The sequence below is a fragment of the Shewanella sp. SACH genome (genome assembly GCF_001887095.2).
GTDB lineage: Bacteria > Pseudomonadota > Gammaproteobacteria > Enterobacterales > Shewanellaceae > Shewanella > Shewanella baltica.
Map to the genome: position 1 here is coordinate 241,228 of NZ_MPDG02000004.1, position 21,989 is coordinate 263,216.

The window sequence follows — 21,989 nt, forward strand, 5'->3', positions numbered from 1 at the left end:
CTTAGATCTGCCAGTTCACACCGATGAAGATCTGTCGTCCCGCCTGTGGCAGGGCTTCACTCTGGTAGTAGTTTTCATCCAGCAAGTTAGTCGCACGTAGGTAAACATCTAACTTGTCACGAATTAATGGTTGTACCAGATTTACGTCCACTAAGGTGTAGTTGTCTAACGACTGCTGTTGATATTGGGTCTGACCGCCAACCTTCACCTGCGTCGCATAGACTTGGTCTAAAATACGCTCCACGTTGAGGTGAACTTGAGTCTCGAAGGGAAACTCGTAACTCATCTGCCAACGTAACTGGTGACGTGGACGATATTGCAAAGCATCTAAGGTATCGTCGCCGTCTATCTCTTCTGAATCGAGAAAACTATAAGAGAAGCTCAGATCTAAGTGCTCAATCGCATGGTTATTGATTTGAAAATCCACCCCTTTGAACTTATAACGCCCCATATTTTGGTAGAAACCATCGACATCCTTGGCGATGTAATTTTTCGCATCCGTGTAATAACCATAAAGGGAGAAATCGTTACTCGCTGGCAGATTCTGCTCTAAACCCAGCTCCACATGCTTAGACTCTTCGGCTTCTAAATCACGATTACCAGATAGCTGCGAATACAAGTTCACCATAGAGGGGAAGCGCACTTTACGTGCCACACTTAAACTTAAGCGAGAATCCTGCGCCGCCTGCCAATAACTGGAGGCCATGGCCGAATAGTTACCATCGGTACTATCTGTGGTGTCGAGTGAATGGTAAGCGCCACCTAAGGTAAAGCCGTACTGCAGCTCAGATTGGTACTGATACTCAGCCGCGGCTGTATATAACCAGGCAGAATCATTTAAGTTCTCGGCGCCACCTGTACCTGTTCCACCACCTGTACCTGTTCCACCACCTGTACCTGTTCCACCACCTGTGCCTGTTCCACCGCCTGTGCCAGTTCCACCGCCTGTGCCAGTTCCACCACCTGTGCCTGTTCCACCACCTGTGCCTGTTCCACCACCTATGCCTGTTCCACCACCTATGCCTGTTCCACCACCTATGCCTGTTCCGCCGCCAGAACCTGTAGTGCCACCATTATTGCTGCCTGTATTAGGCGTATAAGTATCGACGACTGACTTCCAGCTTTGTTTCTCGGCAATGACTGAGGTCGTGAATAAACCCGCGGTATGCAAGTCTGTGATTAACTGCAGATTGACGCCTTGCACAACCGAGCGCCCATCTTGCGACAGCGTCACTGCCTGATAGGTTTCATCGGCATAGGAGGCTTCTAAGGTATCGCTTTGATTGTGATAGCCAAAGCCACGTAGGGTGAAAGTGTCATCAAATTGATGCGCTAACCCCAGTTGGAAAGTATGCGCGTCATAGTCATCGGTACGTTCGAATTTCAACTTGCCGCTCCCAGTACCGTCACGGGCAGGTTTTCCCCATTCGCCACTGCGCAGCGCCATATTGGCAATCAATTGTGTCTTGTCGGATAACCAGTAACTGCCTTGGGCATAAACGTTAGTGACTTCTTTATCCGAGTTAACGCGCAACTCACCATCTTGGTATTGTGTCGGCTCAAAGTCATTCGACATAGGGAAACCGTCGGTTTGCTGCCGACTGACACTGACCAAACCTTGCCAGTCGTCACCCGAACCTGCGGCGCTGATATCGCCATTAAATGTATTGTCTTTGCCCGCTTCGAGGCGCCCAGCCAGTGCTGGCGCCGTACTGCCCTGCTTGGTAATAATGTTGATCACGCCGCCCGCACCACTTGGGCCATAGAGCACAGATGTGGGGCCGACAGACACTTCTACCGAGGCAATTTGGCTTGTGGGAATGATACTTGGGTCGAACTGACCATCGTCGGCGCTGCTCATAGGCACACCATTGACCAACAAGGTCACATGGCGAGTTTTAAAACCACGAATATCGACCCTTGGCGTTCCGTCGCCACCGACGCGAATGTACACACCCGGCACATTCTTTAAGACTTGATCTAGGCTTTGCGCTCCGGTTGCGCGGATCTCTTCTTCACTAATGCTCCAATGGGTCGTCGCCATTTCACTGGCTTCTCCGCCGTCACCATGCACGACGATCACTTCATTGATATTGAGTCGCGGATCACGGGCGATTTCATCGGCTTGAACAGTAAAACTAAGACCAATAGCTAAGGCTAAAGATGACACTCTAAAGAGGGTATTCGTGGTAATCATATTATTGTTGTCACGTCGAAAATTTAAGATGTGCCCGCTATTGTGAACCGCGATGATTCTGTCTCAACCGGAAAACGTTTAAAAACCAACCCAGATCGACAAATTGAAACAAAGGGAAAGCGCATGGCGTAACCAAGAGACAAAATGTCCACCAAGGGTGACTTATCCGACAAAAAGACCCACTCAAGTCACATTTTTTAGCAGCGTAAAATGAGACTATGGCGAAAGTCACACGCTGGGGGCTTACATCTTGACACTCTAGACCTTGGCCTTTAATTTGAGCGAAAGATTCTTATTTACAGGCTGAATCAACTAAAGGTAATGACTTGAAAAAGAGTACATTAACCTGAGTCGAATTCATTGACGCTGACAGAGTGACCTTCAGCTTTCGCCTTCATCCCTTATCTTTACTTTGGAGTTCTATTTGCCCGTTCATGCCCTGTCTGAAGACCTTAAGTCTCTCATCGACAAACTCATTCAATTAAAGCAAGTTCCGCCGACGGAGCCGATAGTGCAGTTGTCGCTTAATACTGTCGCTATGCCTTTAATTTCATGGTTGGCATCGCAGACGCAATTTCCGCGTATCTACTGGCATGGGCGCGACAGAATCGAAGAAGTCGCGGCGATTGGGGCATGTAAAGACTTCAGATTTGAAACCGGCATTAACGATCAACAACTGGCCATGGCCTACCAAGAGCAGCGAGCCTTATCGACGAATCAAAATATTCGTTACTACGGCGGCGTTGCCTTCGATCGCACCATAGAATCTTGGCCAGAGTTCGGTAATAGTCGCTTTATCCTGCCGCGCATTGAATTTAGACGCAGCGGTAGCAAGTTTAGTCTGTTGGTGAATCTTAATTTTGCCGAGAATGATCACCATAGCGAAATCGACAAGGCCATTGCCGCTATCGAAGCTGTGATGCCCGCGAAACCACTCTCGCCGCCGAAGAAAATCGTTCCTCTTGGCCGTAGTGACAAGCCCGATTTTGAACGCTGGAAGACCTTAGTGGAGCAAGTGGTCGAGCCAAAGTTCAATCAAGACACCCCAAAAGTGGTGTTATCCCGCTTAACTCAGCTTGAAGTGAACGAACCTATCGATCCTTGGATGGTACTGGCGTGCTGGCAGGGACGTAATCCCAACAGCTTCCAATTTGGCTTTCAATTCAGCCCAGAACGCACTTTTATCTCTTGCTCACCGGAGCGTTTATTCCGCCGCCGTCAGCAAGAATTATTCACTGAGGCGCTAGCAGGCACAACGGTACGCGGTCTGAGCCAAGAAGAAGATATTGCGCTGGCGAATGCCTTGTTAGAAGACAACAAGAATAGCGTTGAGAACCAACTCGTTCGTAGCCACATAGTAAATATGCTCACGCCGCTGAGCAATTATGTCGGCGCCGATGAATTAGCGACCATCTTTAAACTGAATCATATTCAACATTTGCACCGCGCGATTCGAGCCGAGTTAAAGCCGGGCGTAAATGATTTTCAACTGTTGCAAGCTCTGCATCCAACCCCTGCGGTGGGTGGCTTACCGCGGCATTCGGCATTGAACTTTATTCGTCAGCGTGAAGGTTATACTCGCGGTTGGTACGCTGGTGCCTGCGGTTACTTCAATAAGTATGAGAGTGAGTTTTCGGTGGCTATCCGCAGTGCGTTGATCGAACCGGGTCGGATTAACCTATTTGCGGGGGCGGGAATTATTGCAGGTTCTGAGCCCGAAGCTGAGTGGCAAGAGCTTGAAAATAAACTCGCGACTATCATGTCGATTCTGTTCGAAATGTAATAAGCCTAAGGTCTATTTTTCACCATCACCCCTGCGTTTTTCAAGCGTTTCAAGGTAAAGCCTGTCCTGTTCACCCGAATCGATTAAACGCTTATGTACAAGGTCAAAGTGTTGTTTCAGCATCTGACCTTTTTCAGTATTAGCAAAGGCGAAATAGGTTTCGGCCTTGAGTACGCCTTGAATAATCACAAAATTTTGTGGCGCCTTCAGCTTAGGCACATACATAAGCAAATTAGATTTATAATCCAGCACGGCATCTATGCGCCCTGCATTTAAGCTATTGAGCATAGTCAGCATATCGCTACTTTCTTCGTAGTACATGGGCACGGGAGTCAACATATTGTATCGATAGGCCAACATGGCCTGAACCCTCTTATGGGATAGACTCTCAAGTCCTGTCCAAGTCGCCGCTAACTCGGCGGTCACCGCTACATCGATAGAATCCACTTCAACCGTATTCTCAGTTAACAGCGCCTTTTTAGTATCTCCCTTATAAACGCTGAGGGTGATATCGGTACGATTATGCTCAACCAGATAAAGGCTGCGGGCAAAGGGCATAAACTGCACTTTGAGTTGCCATTCTGGCTCAGGGAAAACCCGCTGAAGTAACTCGAAGTAATAGCCCGTTTCATCACGATTGGCAAAATCATCCCACGATGCCGTCGCTACATTGACGACAATCGGCTGGGCGGCGCAAATGGATACAGGTAACACGGCTAAAAGTAAGCAAAAAATAGCAAAGAATCGTCTCATGGCTATCCTCCTTCGACGTACACAAAGTGTAGAAGAGTTTTCATTCTATGCGTACATTTAAACAGCAGGCTTGCATCTTAAAACTCGACCACTATAATGGCGACCCGATTTCGCCTCGCTGCGATCGGTAATGTTCGGTGATATTGTCGTAAACATAATAAATTGAAAATTAGCGGGTTCCCTCACCCCGCCCTACACAACTAAAAAGGCCACATATGTTAATGTTAACCACAGCGCAGCTTCGCCGCGCCTTATTCCTATTAGTAGGATTCCATATACTGATTATTTGCGTCAGCAACTACTTAGTACAATTGCCATTTCAGCTATTTGGTTACCACACAACCTGGGGCGCATTTAGCTTTCCATTCGTGTACTTAGCCACAGATCTCACTGTCCGTATTTTTGGCCAACAAGCCGCACGTAGCATCATACTCAAAGCTATGGTTCCCGCTTTGATGATTTCCTACGTGATGGGAGTCGTGTTCCATCAAGGTAGCTTCCAAGGCGCTGACTCACTTGCAGAGTGGAATACCTTTGTGTTCCGAATCGCTTTTGCCAGCTTTGCTGCTTATTTGATTGGTCAGTTAATGGATATTAAGGTTTTTGCCCGTCTTCGAATGAGCCGCTCTTGGTGGGTCGCGCCTGCAGCATCGACCTTAGTGGGTAATCTGGTCGATACCTTAGTGTTTTTCAGTATCGCCTTTTACGCCTCTTCCGATAGCTTTATGGCGGCCAATTGGCCCGAAATCGCCACTGTCGATTACGGTTTTAAGCTGATCGTGAGCTTAGGTCTTTTCCTGCCTGCCTACGGGGTTTTGCTAAAAGTCTTACAAGACAAGATTTTGCGCACCAATCCGCAAGAATCAATTTCCTGATTAACTCAACTGGCCAGACCTGTTATAATTTGACCAGTTAATAGTTCAGCCCCGCTCCTGTTAACGCGCGAGTGGGGCTGATTTTTTATGAGAGCAAGCAATGTATTCTATCGAAATTAAAGCAGAGTCAGGTTTGACTCCCGAGTTAGCCACTCAGCTTATCGAACTTAGTCAACAAATCCCTGAACTCGATCGCCCTCTCACCAGCGAAGTGTTAAATCAGCGCTTACGGGGCAAGAAGTGTTTGATTTTAGTTGCGTATGTGGAAGGTGAACTGGCGGGATTTAAACTGGGTTACGAGCAAGAAGAGGCTATATTTTATAGCTGGTTAGGTGGCGTTGCCTCCGACTTTAGACGTTTAGGCTTAGCGCAGAGTCTACTCGAATACCAAGAAACCTGGGCACGCCGTCAAGGCTATAACCATATTCAGGTGAAAACGATGAACCGTTTCCCTGCGATGCTTAATTTGTTGATCAGTAATCAATATTTAATTACCGAGCTCAAGGCCGATCCAAAAAGCTTAGTCGATCATAAACTGCATCTACGTAAGTCGATCTAAACAGTTAATAGATAAGAGCGAAACGATATTTGTAAAGATGTGCACTTTTTTCAATAAATAGCTTGCAAACACGATTGAGAATGATTATCGTTAACGCGCGTTCCAAAACTCATCTTTAACAACGATGACTGGTAATCGACGTTGTTACGGAGCTCCTGAGTTTGCAAGCACGACATTGCTCACACACACTCTTTGTGGCCGGATTCATCATCCGGCTTTTTTTTGCCTAAAATTCGGTGATGCAAAGCCACATAAAGTAGAACTAACAACTGCAGCCATATTTAAATGTCACGTTATCAATCGAATACAACAAACAGCCATATCTCACTTGGCAAAACTAAACCGCTAAGCTAATCGGCAGACATGTCGCTGTAGTTGCCCGCAATATGCAAGCCCTCGTAGGGATTATTTTGCTGATCTTCCTTCGCCTCATGGTACAAGCCTATGGTAAATAATGTGCCTTTACCTAAGGTTGAGCTCACTTCTATCGTGCCACCAATCCGCTTAATAATGCCGTAACTGAGCGAAAGCCCTAAACCAGTGCCATCCTTACGCGTGGTGTAAAAGGGGTCGAAAATTCGCCCTAGCTGCTCTGGTGCAATTCCAGAACCTTCATCTTCCACTTCGATTTTGACGCCAATCGGCATATCTTGCTGCACCCAGTCATAGGTTCGCACCCAAATCCGTCCTTTACCGTCCATCGCATGCGCCGCGTTTACTACCAGATTAATCAAGACTTGCAGCAACTGCGGTCGATTGACCTGCACTGGACAACTGGCGTTTAACTCAGTGATCAAAACTACTTCTTGTTTCTGAATCGAATGCCGCACTAACACCAGCATCTCTTCAATAATGGGGGTAATCGGATGCATTTCTAACGGGGCGTTAAATTCGCCCGGACGACTGTACTGCAACAGGCTGCGGATAATGGTGCTGATCCGTCCCACCTGTTGAATCACGAGATCAATTTCTTCTTTTACCACTTCAGCATTATCGCCAAGCTCGTAGCGCAGTAACTCCATGTTGCCGAGGATAACGGCGGTCGGATTATTGATTTCATGGGCAATACCTGCGGTCAATTCACCGAGTGCGGTGAGCTTCTCGTTAGTGACGAGCTGTTGACGCGTTTCATTCAGTAACGCCACGTTACGTTGCAGTTCTAAGGTTTTGTCCTGCAAGCTGCGGGTACGCTCTTCGACCTTCATCTCAAGCTGCTCTGCCGCCGCTTGGATCTGGGCATTTCGGCGCTGCAGCAGATCGAGCATACTGTCGAACTGCTCGGCCAAGTTCGATAACTCGTTATCCCTATCTAACCCTAAAGCGCCGATACGAATATTGCGCCCCGACTGCACCGCTTGAACAACATGGTGGATACGCTCGATCGGCTGCAACAAGCTATAGGCGCCGCGATAAACCAGCAAGCCTGACACCAACAGAACCAACATTAGAATCGTGCCCAGCTCTATGATATTTAATAAATAATTATGGATAAAAGGCGACTCAGAAAATCCCGTATAAATCATACCAACACGCTGGCCGCGAATATCTTCCAAGGGAGCATAAGCGGATATAAACCAATCGTTAAACACGAAGGCACGATCGACCCATTGCTCGCCTTGGGTTAACACTTTTTCTTTCACTTCCTCCGACACTAAACTGCCCAGCGCGCGACCTTGCGTCTCGTTGCCCGTGGGATAAAAGTGCAGTGGCACGTTAGTGGAGATACGGATGTTATCTAAGAAGATGGTCACAGTGCCGATGGAGCGCTCGGGCAAGGTGCCCTTGTCGTACACCAGATCACGAATGTGGTCGACAATCCGAATGTCACGATTGAATAGAATCCCGCCATCCAGATACCACGCCACTTTACCTTGCATATCAGGCACGGGCAGTAGACTACGGCTCAATAAACCGCGTTCTTCAACGGTTTTTGTCGGGCTCTGCGCCCGCAAAGTCGCGACTATCGGGATGCTCGCAGTGACCGCTAATTCTGGGTCGATGCGAGATAAGCGTTCGGGCGGCAACACCATCAAGCCGGAATAAGGTAATAAACCGTTTATCTTTGGGAGGATCTGCCGTAAATCAGGGTCAGCGGCCGCTTCGGCGACAGTGACGAGACGAAGATAATCGAGGTTAAGTTGTTTTTTCTGTTCGAGGAGAAATGCGTCGAGACTGGCTCTGTGGATGACTTCACCAGTTAATTCTTTACCACTGAAAAGTGGCCTAAAATCATTTTGAAAGGTCCAAGACGTTACCACACGTTCGAGTTGTTTTTCTTGGCGAACTTGCACTTGCTGCAAGGTATTCTCGGCAACAGATAAGTCAGCTTTAACCTTCATAAACAGCTGCTTACCTGTATAACTGATATTCCAGTAAATAGTGATAAACACTAAACTCACCAGTGTCAGCAGAATAGGCAGTAATGTCAGAATTAATATGCGATAGCGAACCTTGGCCTGCATTTGCTGCCAACTGACACCAAAAAAGTGAGTGAAGAATGACACCCTATGACTCCTGCTCGCCGCTGAAATCAAACCACTCTTTATACTTACGATCTAAGGTCTTACGCGAAACGCCTAAATCCCTCGCCGCGGCAGACTTATTGCCAGAATGTAAGTCCACAACGCTGGTCACATGGTGTTTTTCGACTTCTTTTAATGGCCAATCCAATGGATAACCCGAAGTCGATAAAGACTCACTCTTCAGCTGTTGTTTCCAATATTCCGCCGGTGGTTTACCCAGCAAAATACAGCGCTCAATCATATTGCGCAGCTCGCGAATATTGCCTGGCCACTCGTGTTGTTGCAACTTCACCATGTCCTCATGGCTCCACACTACTTCTCTAACCCCTAATTCGGCGGCGAGTTGACGGGTAAAGTGATGGGTTAACTCGACCACATCTTCGGGTCTGTCACGTAATGGCGGGATTAAAATATCGAGCACATTCAGTCGATAATATAAGTCACGGCGGAAATTCCCCGCATCTACTTCATCAATCAGAGTGCGGTTGGTGGCCGCGATCACTCGCACATCGATGTTCACTTCTTTCTCGCTGCCCACTGGGCGAATCGCTTTTTGCTCTAATACTCTGAGCAATGCCGTTTGCATTTTCAGTGGCATTTCGCCAATTTCATCGAGGAAAATCGTCCCGCCCGAGGCAAAACTGAATAAACCTTCTCGATTACCTTTGGCACCCGTAAATGCACCTGCGGTATGACCAAACAGTTCACTTTCGAGTAATTCAGGGGCGATAGAGCCACAGTTGACAGGGACAAAAGGTCCCTGACGTCCACTGAGCAAATGCAATTGGCGTGCAACTAATTCCTTACCCGTGCCCGACTCACCTTGGATCAACACCACGGCATTGGTCGGCGCCACACGTTCGATAATGTGTTTCACCGACTTCATGGCCTCACTGCTGCCAATTATGGTCGATGAGTAACCGATTGAAACCTCACGGCGCAGCATCAAGTTTTCACGTTTAAGCAGGCGACGTTCGATACAACGATCGACCGCTGTCATCATCTGCTCAAGGTGGAAAGGTTTCATGATGAAGTCAGATGCACCCGCGCGCAGCGCAGTAATCGCCACTTCCATGTCGGCATAGCCGGTCATAAAAATGATGTCCGAACGACGACCCTGCTCATCCAACGCTTCATGCCATTCGATACCTGAGCGCCCAGGGAGGCGAATGTCGACGATCAGCAAATCGAAATGGCAGCGGCTACGTAGCTGCTCCGCATCTTCGATACTGCCCGCTGTTTCGACTAAGGCGAATTTCTTCGAGAGTGCCTTATTTAAAAAACTGCGCATTCCGGGTTCATCATCAACAATCAGTACCGATACTGCCGATGGAAGAGGCTTGAGGTTATTATCTATCTGGCTCATATTGTCTGCTTCTGGACATTTTGACTCATTTGCGACCAATTCTAGCACTGAAAATAGATGAATAGGTCACTATGAACCACAGGAAGTAGGTGCTGAGACAATTTGTCTGTAGAGTATTTGTTAAGCTTGGGATCAAGCTCACAAATTAGGTTAAGCTGTGAAGAAAATGACCGCATTCTCAGCTTGGCATCTAATTTGCTTTCAACCGAACGTATTACAATTTACGAGACCTTCCACTCAGTAGGCATTTGAGTTGGAATCCTATTTTTCGCCAAGGAGTACCCATGCTAAACATGAAATCTCATATTAAGTCACTACTGGGCCTGGTTGTTGCAGCCAGTATGTTCACCGTTTTACCCGCTCACTCGACTGAAGTTATCAAGTTAGCCACGACCACCAGCACTGAAAACTCAGGCCTATTAAAAGAACTGTTACCTAAGTTTGAAAGTGAATCTGGCTACAAGGTTCAAGTTATCGCCACTGGTACAGGTAAAGCCCTGAAACTGGGTGAGCAAGGTGACGTGGATTTAGTTATGACTCATGCGCCAAGTGCCGAAGCTAAATTCGTCGCCGACGGTTTTGGTGTTGAGCCCCGTGGCATCATGGAAAATGATTTCGTAGTACTGGGCCCTAAAAATGACCCCGCAAAAATCCGTGACAGCAAAAATGCCGAAGAAGCTTTCGCGAAAATTGCCAAATCAGGCGTACCTTTTATCTCTCGTGGTGACAATTCAGGCACTCACATCAAAGAATTAGAAGTATGGAAAGCGGCAAGTGTGACACCCGATTTCAAAGGTTACACTTCAGTAGGTCAAGGCATGGGCAAAACCCTGCTAATGGCAAACGAAATGCAAGGTTACACTCTGTCTGACCGTGGTACTTTTGTAGCTTACAAAACTAAGCTAGATCTTGGTGTTGATTTCGATGGCGGCAAAACCTTAGCCAACCCATACCAAGTTATCCTGATCAACTCTGCTAAGTACCCAGATCTAAACCACAAAGGCGCTAAAGCGTTCAGTGACTGGTTGATCAGCAAAGAAGGTCAAAGCATGATCAATAACTTCAAAGTTGATGGCGAGCAATTGTTCAAGGCAACTTATAGCGAATGAGCGACGGCTGGCTAGCACTATTACAGCAGGCGTTAAGCCTGCTGTTTTCTTTAGACCCCGACGTTTGGTCCATCATTTCGATCTCGTTTTCGGTATCTTTCGCGGCGCTGCTCATCACGCTGGTGCCTTCTATGGTACTCGGCTTTGTGCTGGCGTTTGCGCCATTTCGCGGCAAATGGATAGTCACTAACTTAGTTCAAACTCTGCAATCAATCCCCACTGTGGTTATCGGTCTGCTGGTCTATTTACTGCTCACCCGCAATGGTCCTCTTGGCGATCTAAAATGGTTATTCACCCAAGAAGGTATGATCCTCGGGCAAATGTTGATCTGCGCGCCCGTACTGATTGCGATGAGCCAAGCCGCCTTTACTAGCGTTGACCGTAGAGCATGGGAAACCTCACGCACTTTAGGTGCCTCTTGGTGCCGCGCCGTATGGACAGTCTGCCGCGAGCTACGTATGCCCTTACTGCTGGCAATTGTCGCGGCGTTTAGTCGTATTCTGACCGAAGTGGGTTGTTCTATGATGGTCGGCGGTAATATTTTAAACGTAACCCGTAACATACCCACAGCTATCGCACTCGAAACCAGCAAAGGCGACTTCGCCCAAGCTATCGCCCTCGGGCTAGTGCTGCTAATCTTGGCCTTGATCCTCAACTTTGCCCTCGGTGGTTTACGCGGCAAAGCCATGCCAAGGAGCCATTAAGCAATGACTAAGGTCAAACTGATCGCCCGTGACTTAGAGATGTCCTTTGGCGCGCGCCTGTTATTCAAAGCCGACGCATTATCGCTCTGCCAAGGGGATGTGATTTATCTGCAAGGCGACAACGGCACAGGTAAATCGACATTGATGAAAATTCTTGCGGGCTTGATGGCGCCAACTAAGGGTAAAATTGAGACTGTGGGTTTTGCCAAAAATGCTTGGTGGCGACGCAATCCCTTATTAGGCAAAGCCGTTTATTTGCATCAACATCCTTATTTGTTCGACGGCACAGTGGAATATAATCTCACCTATGGGCTGAATTTCAGTTCAGAAACAAAAGTCAAGGCGAAACAACGTATTACTCAAGCGATTGAGATGGCGCAGCTAGGGTCGCTGCTACACGCCAGAGCCAGTAATCTCTCTGGCGGCGAAAGACAACGGCTCGCCATTGCGCGCGCTTGGATCCTACAACCTAAACTGTTAATGCTCGACGAACCGACCTCCAATATGGACAAGGATTCCCAAGAGCTAGTATTAAAAATGATCCAACAACTCAAACACGAAGGCACAGGTATGTTGTTGAGTAGTCATCAGAATTGCGCGTTAACCTCCATCTGCGAACAGCAGTGGCACATAGAAGGCGAACGAGTGACGACCTCTTATCAACACCCTGAATCTTTGCCAGCACAGGAGTCTTTATATGTCATCGCAAATTGATGCCGTTATTCTCGCCGGTGGTATGGCGCGTCGCATGGGCGGCGACGATAAAGGTCTCGTCGAATTAAACGGCGAAGCCATGATTAAGCACACAATAGACAGAATAAAACCTCAGGTTAAGGAGATCCTGATCAACGCAAATCGCAACCAAACACGTTATGCTGAGTTCGGTTTTAAGGTGATAAGCGATGAACATACTGGTTTCCTCGGCCCCTTGGCGGGAATGATCACCGCAATGGGCCAAACGGATGCAGACTACTTATTGGTGGTGCCCTGCGACTGCCCACTGCTACCAACCGACCTTGTGCCGCGTATGCTGGCAGCGATTAAGGCTGAAGATGCGGAGATCGCCGTCGCCAGTGACGGTGAATATGAACAACCCGTCGTCTTACTGTTAAAACCCAGCTTACGTGACTCGATGAAAGCGTTTCTTGAGGCAGGTGAGCGTAAAGTGGACTTTTGGTATGCCAAGCATCACTTCGTTGTGGAGTCTTTCGCCGACCAGCCCAATGCCTTTGTAAATGTGAATACGCCAGAACAAAAACAACGACTGGCCATGGAAATTACCAAATAGCTAAGGCTCCAATAACCCAAATTAGAGGTGCAAATGAGTAACCCCTTCGTCAATCCGCTCGCTATTCCCGTTCTCGGATTTTGTGCCTACAGTGGCACGGGGAAAACCACCTTACTCAAGCAATTGATCCCCGAACTAAATCAACGTGGTCTGCGCTTAGCCGTGATCAAACATGCGCACCATAATTTCGACGTGGATATTCCCGGCAAAGACAGTTACGAAATGCGTAAAGCGGGTGCGCGGCAAATGCTGGTCGCTTCCCATGTGCGCTGGGCGCTAATGACAGAAGATGCGCGCGATGGCGATCCTGAGTTAGTCCATTTGCTCAAGCAAATCGAAGCCGACAAAGTCGATATCGTCCTCGTCGAAGGCTTTAAAAAACTCGCTTTACCTAAAATTGAATTGCACCGCGCCGCCCACGGCAAACCTTTTATCTACACCCAAGATGAAAATATCCTCGCCATCGCCTGTTGCGATGATACTCAGTTGCCAAGCGACGCACTTCCAAATGAGCTGCGCCGACTCGATCTCAACAATGTCAGCCAAATTGCCGACTTTGTCATTGAGTATGCCCAAAACTGGGAAGCGCCACTCCAATACCCGATTTCAGCCGTGGATGCCTGCACCATAGGCGACAACAAAAACCTCAGCGTCAGCCAAGGTTTAGCGCAAATTTTATCCCATGTTTCACCCGTTGCAGAAGTCGAAGAGATTGACTTAGACGCCTTAGATAACCGCGTACTGGCCAGCGACAGTATTTCTCCCGTCGACGTGCCGCAACAAACCAATTCGGCGATGGATGGCTACGCCTTTTTCTATCAAGACCCCATGCCTGCTACCTTAAAACGGGTGGGAGAGGTCCTTGCCGGTCATCAATATTCGGGCACGCTTAACGTCGGCGAAACCGTGCGAATCATGACGGGCGCGACTGTACCCGTGGGTGCCGATACAGTGCAGCCCCGTGAACTAGCGAAAGAAGTCGACGGCAATGTTAGCTTCGACGGTCGTATACTGGCGGGGCAACACGTTCGCCTCGCGGGGGAAGATATCGCCCAAGGCCAAGTTGCCCTCGCAAAAGCCACTCGCCTTAGCGCCGCCGAACAAGGTTTACTGGCTTCACTCGGGCTCAATCGTTTGAATGTTTATCGCCGCCCAACCGTTGCCGTCTTCTCCACCGGCGATGAAGTGAGCCAACCTGGCGAAGCACTCAAGGCCAACTGCATCTATGACTCAAACCGCTTTACCATCAAAGCGATGGCGAAACGTCTTGGTTGTGATGTTATCGATTTAGGCATTATCGAAGATTCTGAAACCGCACTCGAAGCGACGCTCGCTAAAGCCGCCACCCTTGCCGATGTCGTCATTAGCTCTGGCGGTGTATCGGTCGGTGATGCAGATTACATTAAAACCGTACTGGCCCGCTTAGGCAAAATCGATTTTTGGCGGATTAGCATGCGTCCGGGTCGACCCCTCGCCTTTGGTAAAATCGGAGATAGCTTATTCTTCGGATTACCGGGCAACCCTGTGGCGGTAATGGTCACTTTTCTGCAATTTGTGCAGCCCGCTTTACGTAAATTGGCGGGTGAAGTGAACTGGCAAGCACAGCTATTCCCCGCAATAAGTGATGAAACACTACGAAGCCGCCAAGGCCGCACCGAATTTATTCGCGGGATTTATCAGCTTGGCAAAGATGGACGCCTGCACGTGAGCAGCACAGGCAACCAAGGTTCCGGAATGTTAAGTTCAATGGTCAAAGGGAATTGTCTCATCATCATAGGCGATGATGCAGAAGCCGTGAATGCAGGTGAAACTGTGTTTATTCAACCCTTTGCGGATCTGCTTTAAGATCCAGTGAGTTTTTATGAGTCTAATGGTGGATTCCTTTGGCCGTAAGGTCGAATATTTACGGCTCTCGGTCACCGACCGCTGCGACTTTCGCTGTGTCTATTGCATGACGGAAGATCCCTGTTTTCTGCCAAAGGACCACGTACTCCACCTCGAAGAATTAGCTTGGATTGCCCAAGCTTTTACCGAGCTTGGTGTGACTAAAATTCGCCTGACTGGCGGCGAGCCCTTAGTTCGCAACGATTGCGATCAGCTAGTGAGTCTGCTTGGCAAACTGCCTGGGCTAACAGATTTGTCCATGACCACCAATGGTTCAAGGCTGACAAAGTTCGCTAAGCCCATGTTTGCTGCAGGATTAAAGCGCCTCAATATCAGCCTAGATACTTTAAACCCCACATTGTTTACCCAGTTAACACGTAACGGCAAGTTAGACAGAGTCATCGACGGTATCGATGCCGCCATTGCGGCGGGCTTTGAACGTATCAAGATTAATGCGGTAATTTTAAAACAGCAGAACGATAATGAAGTCATTGATTTAGTTGATTTCTGCCGTGGTCGCCGTTTAGACATCGCCTTTATCGAAGAGATGCCACTTGGCGAAATGGATGAGCGTAAACGCGCCCGTCATTGCAGCAGCGATGAAGTCAAAGCCATCATAGAAAGCCACTATCCGCTGCAGCTATCGAGCAAACGCACTGGCGGTCCAGCGCGGTATTACACTATGGCCGACAGCCCAATCCATATCGGCTTTATCTCGCCCCACAGTCACAACTTCTGCCACGAATGTAATCGAGTGCGCGTCACAGTCGAAGGCCAATTATTGCTGTGTTTAGGCAATGAGCATGCCGTTGATCTCAAAAGCATAGTCAGGGAATTTCCAGCAGATATTGAGAGACTTAAAGCTGCTATTCTCGCGGGCATTAACCTCAAGCCTAAGCAACACGACTTTGGCAATAATCAGGTACAAATCCTACGCTTTATGAACGCCACTGGTGGTTAAGCATCCCCCCCTCAATCGCTTAAGGGCTAGCATCTCAATTTGGCCGTGATAAACTCGAAGCATCACCCCATACTTAGCGTCACACATTTCTATGGCCTTAACTCGTAAGCAATGGAATAACGTCATTATTGTCGCCTGCGTCTTTATGGTCGCCGTGCTGACTTTTATGGATAACAAGACCAATAATGTTCCGAGTGATGCTCAGCTGCTATTTGACGATAATGCGCCGCTTTCACAGCTGCAACTCAATGGGATGTGGCTGCACAAGCAAGCATCACAATGGGAGTGCGACACTACAGTCCTCAACTGTGATGAATGGGCAAAGGCGTGGCAAACCATACGGGTGTCTCCTTTAACGGCTGCACCAGAAACCACAGATAATCCACAAGAATTAGTCATCCAGATAGCAGATATCCGCGATGCTCAGCTGTGGATCTATTTCCCCAATGAAGGCGCCTTAAAGTCTCCCGCAGGCAATTGGTATTTAGTGCCTCCGAGTTTACGAGCTAAACTGCAACCGATCCTCGATGCGAAACCCGCAGCTTAATGCCGCCCCATTTTACTTAAGATAAGAAAGAATCCATGCCGGAATTACCAGAAGTTGAAGTCACCCGTCAGGGTATTGCCCCCTTCCTTGTCGAGCAAACCGTGGTTGATCTTGTGATCCGCAATGGTTCGCTGCGCTGGCCAGTGCCTGACATCGCCAAACAAATTATCGGCCAAGTCATACGCCAAGTGCGACGCCGTGCTAAATATCTTTTAATCGACACTGATGCGGGCACTAGCATAGTGCATTTAGGCATGTCGGGGAGTTTACGGATTTTGCCCCACGATACCCCAGTGGAAAAGCATGACCATATCGACTTAGTGCTCGCCAATGGCCGCATTTTACGTTTTAACGATCCGAGACGATTCGGTGCTTGGCTATGGTGTGAACTCCCAGAAGAAGCCCATCCATTACTCGCCAAACTGGGGCCAGAGCCACTGACCCATGCTTTTAATGTCGCACAATTAGCGGCAGCTTTAGCGGGCAAGAAAAAGGCCATCAAGCTCTGCCTGATGGATAATCATATCGTGGTGGGAGTGGGTAATATTTACGCCAATGAAGCCCTGTTTGCGGCGGGCATTCATCCAGAAGCCGAAGCAGGTAAAATCGATATCGAGCGCTTGACCGTTTTAGTTGCCGAAGTGAAGCAAATCTTAGCCCACGCCATTAAGCAAGGCGGCACTACGTTGAAAGACTTTACCAATGCCGATGGCAAGCCGGGCTACTTCGCCCAAAAACTGCATGTCTACGGTCGCGGCGGTGAAACCTGCACCAGCTGCGGTAACTTATTAAGTGAAATCCGTTTAGGTCAACGCACCACAGTATTCTGTGGCATTTGCCAGACACGCTAACTATCACTCGCTAATCGCCGTAAAAATGCCTGCAATTGCAGGCATTTTATTCTTTATATTGGTTACTCTTTTAACCAGCTCCCAGGATGATCGGTAAAGTAACGATATTCGCGTTTAGGCTTTTCGCACTGCGGCTTTAGCTCAGTGGCCGATAACAAAATCCACTCATCACGATGGGCCATTCCCATGCTCTTGCCGCCTTTAATATCGAAACAACTCAGCTCAGCCCCGCTCGGCACTAATAAATAACGTTGTTTATTTTCCTGCATCCATTGCCATGCATTACGCTCTTGTTCCTCAACCGAAGCAAGATAACTAAAGTGCGTCACACTCATGGGAGAGAACAAAATAAACTGCTCTTTAAAGTTCACTAGGCCTAGCTCAGCGTCCTCGCCAATCATCTCCGCCGTATGCAGCATCAAGCTTCTAGGAGTGCGCATTTCATCGAGCCTAGAATACCCCCAAGTACTGATCAGCACCCAGCCTAAGGCAGAGACAATCCCCATCTTAACGAGAGCAAACTGTTTACGGGCGAGCCAAAGCAGCAGGAACCAGAGCAGACCAAGCAGGATAAATAGTTAGCCAATACCAGTTAAATCATCAGTATAGTCGGCAAGCGCTTTAACCAATGCAGGATAATGAATAAGCGCAAGCACACCCGCCAGCAAGACTACTCCACCTAAAAACCACAGTAATCCGCTGACGAGTTTTTCAAACCACACTTTAGGCGCAACACCCGTTAACACCGCTGAGGCCGCCAGCGCCAACATAGGCAAAGCCGGCAGAATATACACATTACGCTTACCCGGACTGATACTGAAAAACAGCACCACAAGTGCCACCCAAATCAACAGAATTGCAATAGTAGGATCGGCCTTCACCTTCTGCACCCATTGTTTCCAGTAAGCAACCACCAGCAGCGAAATAGGGAACCACATCCAAGGAATGACACTTAAGACAAAGAAATACCAAGGCTTAATATGATGCCAAGCGTTGACATAACGCTCACTGGTTTGCTTAAACAAGATGTTGTTTTGATAAGCAACAAGTTCGGGCGTGCCATGGGCTTGCACTGTCAGCACCATCGGCACCAACCAGCAGGCAATCACGGCAAGCATAACCAAAGGCCCAGCAAGACATAACCAAGTTAAACGACCTTGAAAACGGCTTTTGTCTTTAACGGCATAAATACCAATAGGGATCAGCATTAATAAAGGCAAAAAGCCGACGCCCTTAGTGATCACCCCTAGCCCCATAAATGCCCAGCCAACAAAATACCAACGCCAATGGGGACCGAGCATAAAGTGGCGGATCAAGCCGTAGCATCCCACAGTGATCCAACACATCACCATAGCATCGATCTGGGCATTTTTAGCCTGCATTAAAAACTGCGGCACAATTAACAGTAACAGGGCGGCATTTCGGCCAACACGTACATTCCACAATCTGGCGCCAAGATCGTAAACCAGGAAAACAGTCAACAGGCCGCACAAGGCGTTAGGGAGGAGGAAAGCGAGCTTAAGGGAACCCGTCAGCTGGTAAAATAGCGCGATAGCCCACATGAATACCGGCGGTTTATCAGGGTAGTACTCGCCGCCACGGGTAGGAAATAACCATTGCCCCGAAGACACCATTTCCCGTGCGACTTCCACAAACCGCGGCTCATCTGCAGGCCAAGGGGATCGAAAACCCACTCCCACCAGCAAAATCAACAAGCTTATCAAGAGCAAAAGCCAGAGTACTTGGTAGTAATCCTGACTATTGAAACGGCGACTAAGAGCTTCCATCCTGAATCCTTATGCTTCGATTTCCAATTCATCGACCTGTTTACGCAGGCTGGAACGGTACAAATACGCGCCAATCACGCTTGATAGGATAAATAATCCGATACTGATCCCTAGCTGATGATGATCCGATAAACCTATACCCGCGCCCGCAAAGCTAAAAATCAACATCTGCGGTAAATAGCCTAATACGCTGCCCAGCATAAAGCCACGCGCAGGAACATGAGTTGCACCAGCAAACAGATTGGTGAGTAAATTACTGCCGACGGGCAGTAAGCGTATCATCAGCACTTTCAACCAGGTTTTGTCGCTGATAAGAGCTTCAAACTTTTGCAACCTACGGCCAAAGCGGCGCTGTAAACTACTGCGGATAGTTAATCTCGCCACATAAAAGGCCATTACACAGCCCAGTAAGGCAGCTAGGGTCGAAAACAGCCCACCATAGATGCCACCCAAAGCAAAACCAAAAACAAAGGCGATGACTTGTCTTGGACCACCCACAGCGGTAAACAAGGCTCCAATAGCTAACAACACTAAAAATGCAAACCTGCCTTTATCAGCAATAAAATGCGCGACCCAGTTGCTATCGGTAACGTGCTCGAATAATCCCTGTTGGGCGGCAAGCATCAACACCAACAAAATACAGACGATAAATATCGCCTTATAGAGTCGCTTCATCTTAGTCGCGCCAGTTCGATTCACTGCGTGCAACCTTGGCGACTTTGGCTCTGCGCCCAAGCCAGATCACGCCCATAATATCGACGATACCAACCCAGACACGATTCCAAGCCGTGTACTTAGAGATACCCACTTGACGATCTCTATGATTCACCACCGAAATAAAAATCTCACCACCCATACGCCGCACTAAAGCAGGAATATACCTGTGCATATGGTCGAAATAGGGCAAGCGAAGGAAGGTTTCACGGGGAATTAACTTAAGGCCGCAGCCCGTATCAGGCACGCCATCGTGCAGAAGCGCATCGCAAAGCGAGACTGGAATCGCTTCCAAGCGGTGTCTTTACGATTTTTACGGTAGCCCGCAATACAGAAGTGCTCGGCTTGGATCTGAGGCAACTGGACAAACATGGCAGGAATATCGGCGGGATCATTTTGACCATCGGCATCTAAGGTCACAATATATTTGCCGCGTGCGTGCAAAACGCCAGTCGAAATGGCGGTACTCTGCCCTGTGCTACGCTCATGGCGAATCGCTTTCGCATCACATTGCTGTTCAGCTGCGATACGCATCACTTCACCAAAGGTATCATCTTGACTGCCATCATCGACGACAAGGATTTCAAACTCAGTCAAACCTTGGAGGGCTTGGCATATCTCTTCGATCAGGGGGCCAATATTGCCCACCTCATCTTTAGCGGGGATCACAATAGAGATCAATTCAACGCTCCACAACTTTATGACAAAAAATACGGTACCACATAATTATTGCAAAATTAAAATCTGGGAAAATAGGGATAACGACTCAAACAGAATACCAACTCAGAATTGTAAACTAGTGAAAAGATAAAAAAGAGCACTTAATTTGGAACTGTCGTTTTCAATGAATTACGCCTTTTTCAGATAGAATTATGTTATTTTATCAAAGCATATAGATATGACATCCGAGCCATTTATGAATATTGTTGTTGTGGGGATGGGCTATGTGGGCCTGTCAAATGCCGTCTTATTGGCGCAGCAAAATCGAGTCACCGCAATTGATTTAGTTCCTGAGCGGGTAAAGCAAGTTAACGAGCGTAAATCCACTGTGGTCGATGAATTAATCGAAGATTACCTGCAAAACAAACCGTTGAATTTAACTGCGACAACGGAAAATGTAGCCTTGCAATCGGCTGACTTTGTGATTATTGCGACTCCAACAGACTACGATCCTCAGACTAATTATTTTAATACCCATTCGGTTGAAAGCGTCATTCGTGATGTACTCGCAGTTAATCCTGATACGACTATTATCATCAAATCGACTGTACCCGTCGGCTATACCGCTGCATTAAGGCACAAGTTTAAGAGCGACAACATACTCTTTTCTCCAGAGTTTTTACGCGAAGGGAAAGCCTTGTATGACAACCTTTATCCCTCACGGATTGTCGTCGGTGAACGCTCGGCGCGTGCCCAAGTCTTTGCTGACCTTTTAGCTAAGGCGGCAATCAAGCAAGATATTCCTATTTTGCTGACCGATAGCACCGAAGCCGAAGCGATTAAGTTATTTGCTAATACATTTCTCGCCATGCGGGTAGCCTACTTTAACGAGCTCGATACCTATGCAGAGAGTCGAGGATTAAATACTCGCCAGATTATTGAGGGGGTTAGCCTCGATCCGCGTATTGGTGATTATTACAACAATCCCTCTTTTGGCTATGGCGGATACTGTCTTCCGAAAGACACTAAGCAATTACTGGCGAACTACAATGACGTACCAAACAATTTAATCAGTGCCATTGTCGACTCAAACACCACACGCAAAGACTTTATCGCCGACGCAATTATCCGTAAGCAGCCAAAATGTGTAGGAATTTATCGTTTGATCATGAAAGCCGATTCAGACAATTTCCGCGCCTCTGCAGTGCAAGGTGTGATGAAGCGCATTAAAGCGAAGGGCATTGAAGTCGTCGTGTTTGAGCCTGTGCTTAAGGAAGATTATTTTTTCAAATCTCGCGTGGTTAGAGACTTAACTGAATTTAAGTCAATGTGCGATGTGATCGTCTCCAACCGTATGGTTGATGAACTCAATGATGTTGCGGATAAAGTCTATACCCGAGATCTATTTCACCACGATTAATATACTTTC

General features: G+C 48.0%; 17 protein-coding genes and 2 pseudogenes. 12 read left to right on the top strand and 7 right to left on the bottom strand.

Annotated features, from left to right (window positions below; genetic code table 11):
* Position 1: 1 nt before the first annotated feature.
* Positions 2-2,197, bottom strand: coding sequence for a TonB-dependent receptor plug domain-containing protein (locus BM607_RS16595; protein ID WP_071940249.1), 2,196 nt, complete (start codon positions 2,195-2,197; stop codon positions 2-4).
* A gap of 424 nt (positions 2,198-2,621) precedes the next feature.
* Here BM607_RS16595 and BM607_RS16600 point away from each other — a divergent pair, with 424 nt between their 5' ends.
* Positions 2,622-3,980, top strand: coding sequence for an isochorismate synthase (locus BM607_RS16600; protein ID WP_006079408.1), 1,359 nt, complete (start codon positions 2,622-2,624; stop codon positions 3,978-3,980).
* A gap of 12 nt (positions 3,981-3,992) precedes the next feature.
* Here BM607_RS16600 and BM607_RS16605 read toward each other — a convergent pair whose 3' ends face one another.
* Positions 3,993-4,733, bottom strand: coding sequence for a transporter substrate-binding domain-containing protein (locus tag BM607_RS16605; protein WP_071940248.1), 741 nt, complete (start codon positions 4,731-4,733; stop codon positions 3,993-3,995).
* Positions 4,734-4,948: 215 nt separating this feature from the next.
* On the opposite strand from BM607_RS16605, the gene BM607_RS16610 reads away from it, so the two are divergent.
* Both BM607_RS16610 and BM607_RS16615 read left to right on the top strand, forming a co-directional pair.
* Positions 4,949-5,608, top strand: coding sequence for a 7-cyano-7-deazaguanine/7-aminomethyl-7-deazaguanine transporter (locus BM607_RS16610; RefSeq protein WP_006079405.1), 660 nt, complete (start codon positions 4,949-4,951; stop codon positions 5,606-5,608).
* A 100-nt stretch (positions 5,609-5,708) separates the two neighbouring features.
* A complete protein-coding gene (locus BM607_RS16615; protein ID WP_071940247.1) occupies positions 5,709-6,167 on the top strand; it encodes a GNAT family N-acetyltransferase in 459 nt (152 codons plus the stop codon).
* 350 nt (positions 6,168-6,517) lie between these two features.
* On the opposite strand, the gene BM607_RS16620 is transcribed toward BM607_RS16615, so the two are convergent.
* Positions 6,518-8,671 carry a cache domain-containing protein gene (locus tag BM607_RS16620; protein WP_006079401.1) on the bottom strand — a complete coding sequence of 718 codons (2,154 nt, stop codon included), beginning with the start codon at positions 8,669-8,671 and terminating at the stop codon, positions 6,518-6,520.
* Position 8,672: 1 nt separating this feature from the next.
* The gene (locus tag BM607_RS16625) at positions 8,673-10,055 is read right to left on the bottom strand and encodes a sigma-54 dependent transcriptional regulator (RefSeq protein WP_071940246.1); all 1,383 of its coding nucleotides are present in this window, start codon (positions 10,053-10,055) and stop codon (positions 8,673-8,675) included.
* Positions 10,056-10,339: 284 nt separating this feature from the next.
* Here BM607_RS16625 and BM607_RS16630 point away from each other — a divergent pair, with 284 nt between their 5' ends.
* The 8 genes from BM607_RS16630 (at position 10,340) to mutM (ending at position 17,399) form a co-directional block, all read left to right on the top strand.
* Complete coding sequence (locus BM607_RS16630) at positions 10,340-11,164, top strand: substrate-binding domain-containing protein (RefSeq protein WP_006079399.1); 825 nt, start codon at positions 10,340-10,342, stop codon at positions 11,162-11,164.
* Positions 11,161-11,868: an ABC transporter permease gene (locus tag BM607_RS16635; RefSeq protein WP_006079398.1), complete on the top strand. Its 708-nt coding sequence runs from the start codon at positions 11,161-11,163 to the stop codon at positions 11,866-11,868. The genes BM607_RS16630 and BM607_RS16635 overlap by 4 nt, the downstream gene beginning before the upstream one ends.
* A 3-nt stretch (positions 11,869-11,871) precedes the next feature.
* Positions 11,872-12,582, top strand: a complete 711-nt coding sequence (locus BM607_RS16640) for an energy-coupling factor ABC transporter ATP-binding protein (RefSeq protein WP_071940245.1) — start codon at positions 11,872-11,874, stop codon at positions 12,580-12,582.
* Complete coding sequence (mobA, locus tag BM607_RS16645; RefSeq protein WP_071940244.1) at positions 12,566-13,156, top strand: molybdenum cofactor guanylyltransferase MobA; 591 nt, start codon at positions 12,566-12,568, stop codon at positions 13,154-13,156. The genes BM607_RS16640 and mobA overlap by 17 nt, the downstream gene beginning before the upstream one ends.
* Before the next feature lie 33 nt (positions 13,157-13,189).
* Positions 13,190-15,001, top strand: coding sequence for a bifunctional molybdopterin-guanine dinucleotide biosynthesis adaptor protein MobB/molybdopterin molybdotransferase MoeA (locus tag BM607_RS16650; protein WP_071940243.1), 1,812 nt, complete (start codon positions 13,190-13,192; stop codon positions 14,999-15,001).
* Positions 15,002-15,017: 16 nt separating this feature from the next.
* Positions 15,018-16,001, top strand: coding sequence for a GTP 3',8-cyclase MoaA (gene moaA / locus BM607_RS16655; RefSeq protein WP_071940242.1), 984 nt, complete (start codon positions 15,018-15,020; stop codon positions 15,999-16,001).
* A gap of 91 nt (positions 16,002-16,092) precedes the next feature.
* Positions 16,093-16,548 (top strand): hypothetical protein, encoded by a 456-nt coding sequence (locus BM607_RS16660; RefSeq protein ID WP_006084727.1) that lies wholly within the window; start codon positions 16,093-16,095, stop codon positions 16,546-16,548.
* 35 nt (positions 16,549-16,583) lie between these two features.
* Entirely contained in the window at positions 16,584-17,399 is an 816-nt protein-coding gene (gene mutM, locus BM607_RS16665; protein ID WP_071940241.1) for a bifunctional DNA-formamidopyrimidine glycosylase/DNA-(apurinic or apyrimidinic site) lyase, read from the top strand.
* 62 nt (positions 17,400-17,461) lie between these two features.
* Here mutM and BM607_RS16670 read toward each other — a convergent pair.
* The 3 genes and pseudogenes from BM607_RS16670 to BM607_RS16680 form a co-directional block, all read right to left on the bottom strand.
* Positions 17,462-19,186 (bottom strand): annotated as a pseudogene (locus tag BM607_RS16670) (glycosyltransferase family 39 protein).
* Between the two features lie 9 nt (positions 19,187-19,195).
* Positions 19,196-19,861: a VTT domain-containing protein gene (locus BM607_RS16675; RefSeq protein ID WP_071940240.1), complete on the bottom strand. Its 666-nt coding sequence runs from the start codon at positions 19,859-19,861 to the stop codon at positions 19,196-19,198.
* Position 19,862: 1 nt separating this feature from the next.
* Positions 19,863-20,581: pseudogene (locus tag BM607_RS16680) on the bottom strand (glycosyltransferase family 2 protein).
* Positions 20,582-20,816: 235 nt separating this feature from the next.
* Here BM607_RS16680 and BM607_RS16685 point away from each other — a divergent pair.
* Positions 20,817-21,980, top strand: coding sequence for a nucleotide sugar dehydrogenase (locus tag BM607_RS16685; protein ID WP_071940380.1), 1,164 nt, complete (start codon positions 20,817-20,819; stop codon positions 21,978-21,980).
* The last annotated feature ends 9 nt before the right edge of the window (positions 21,981-21,989 follow it).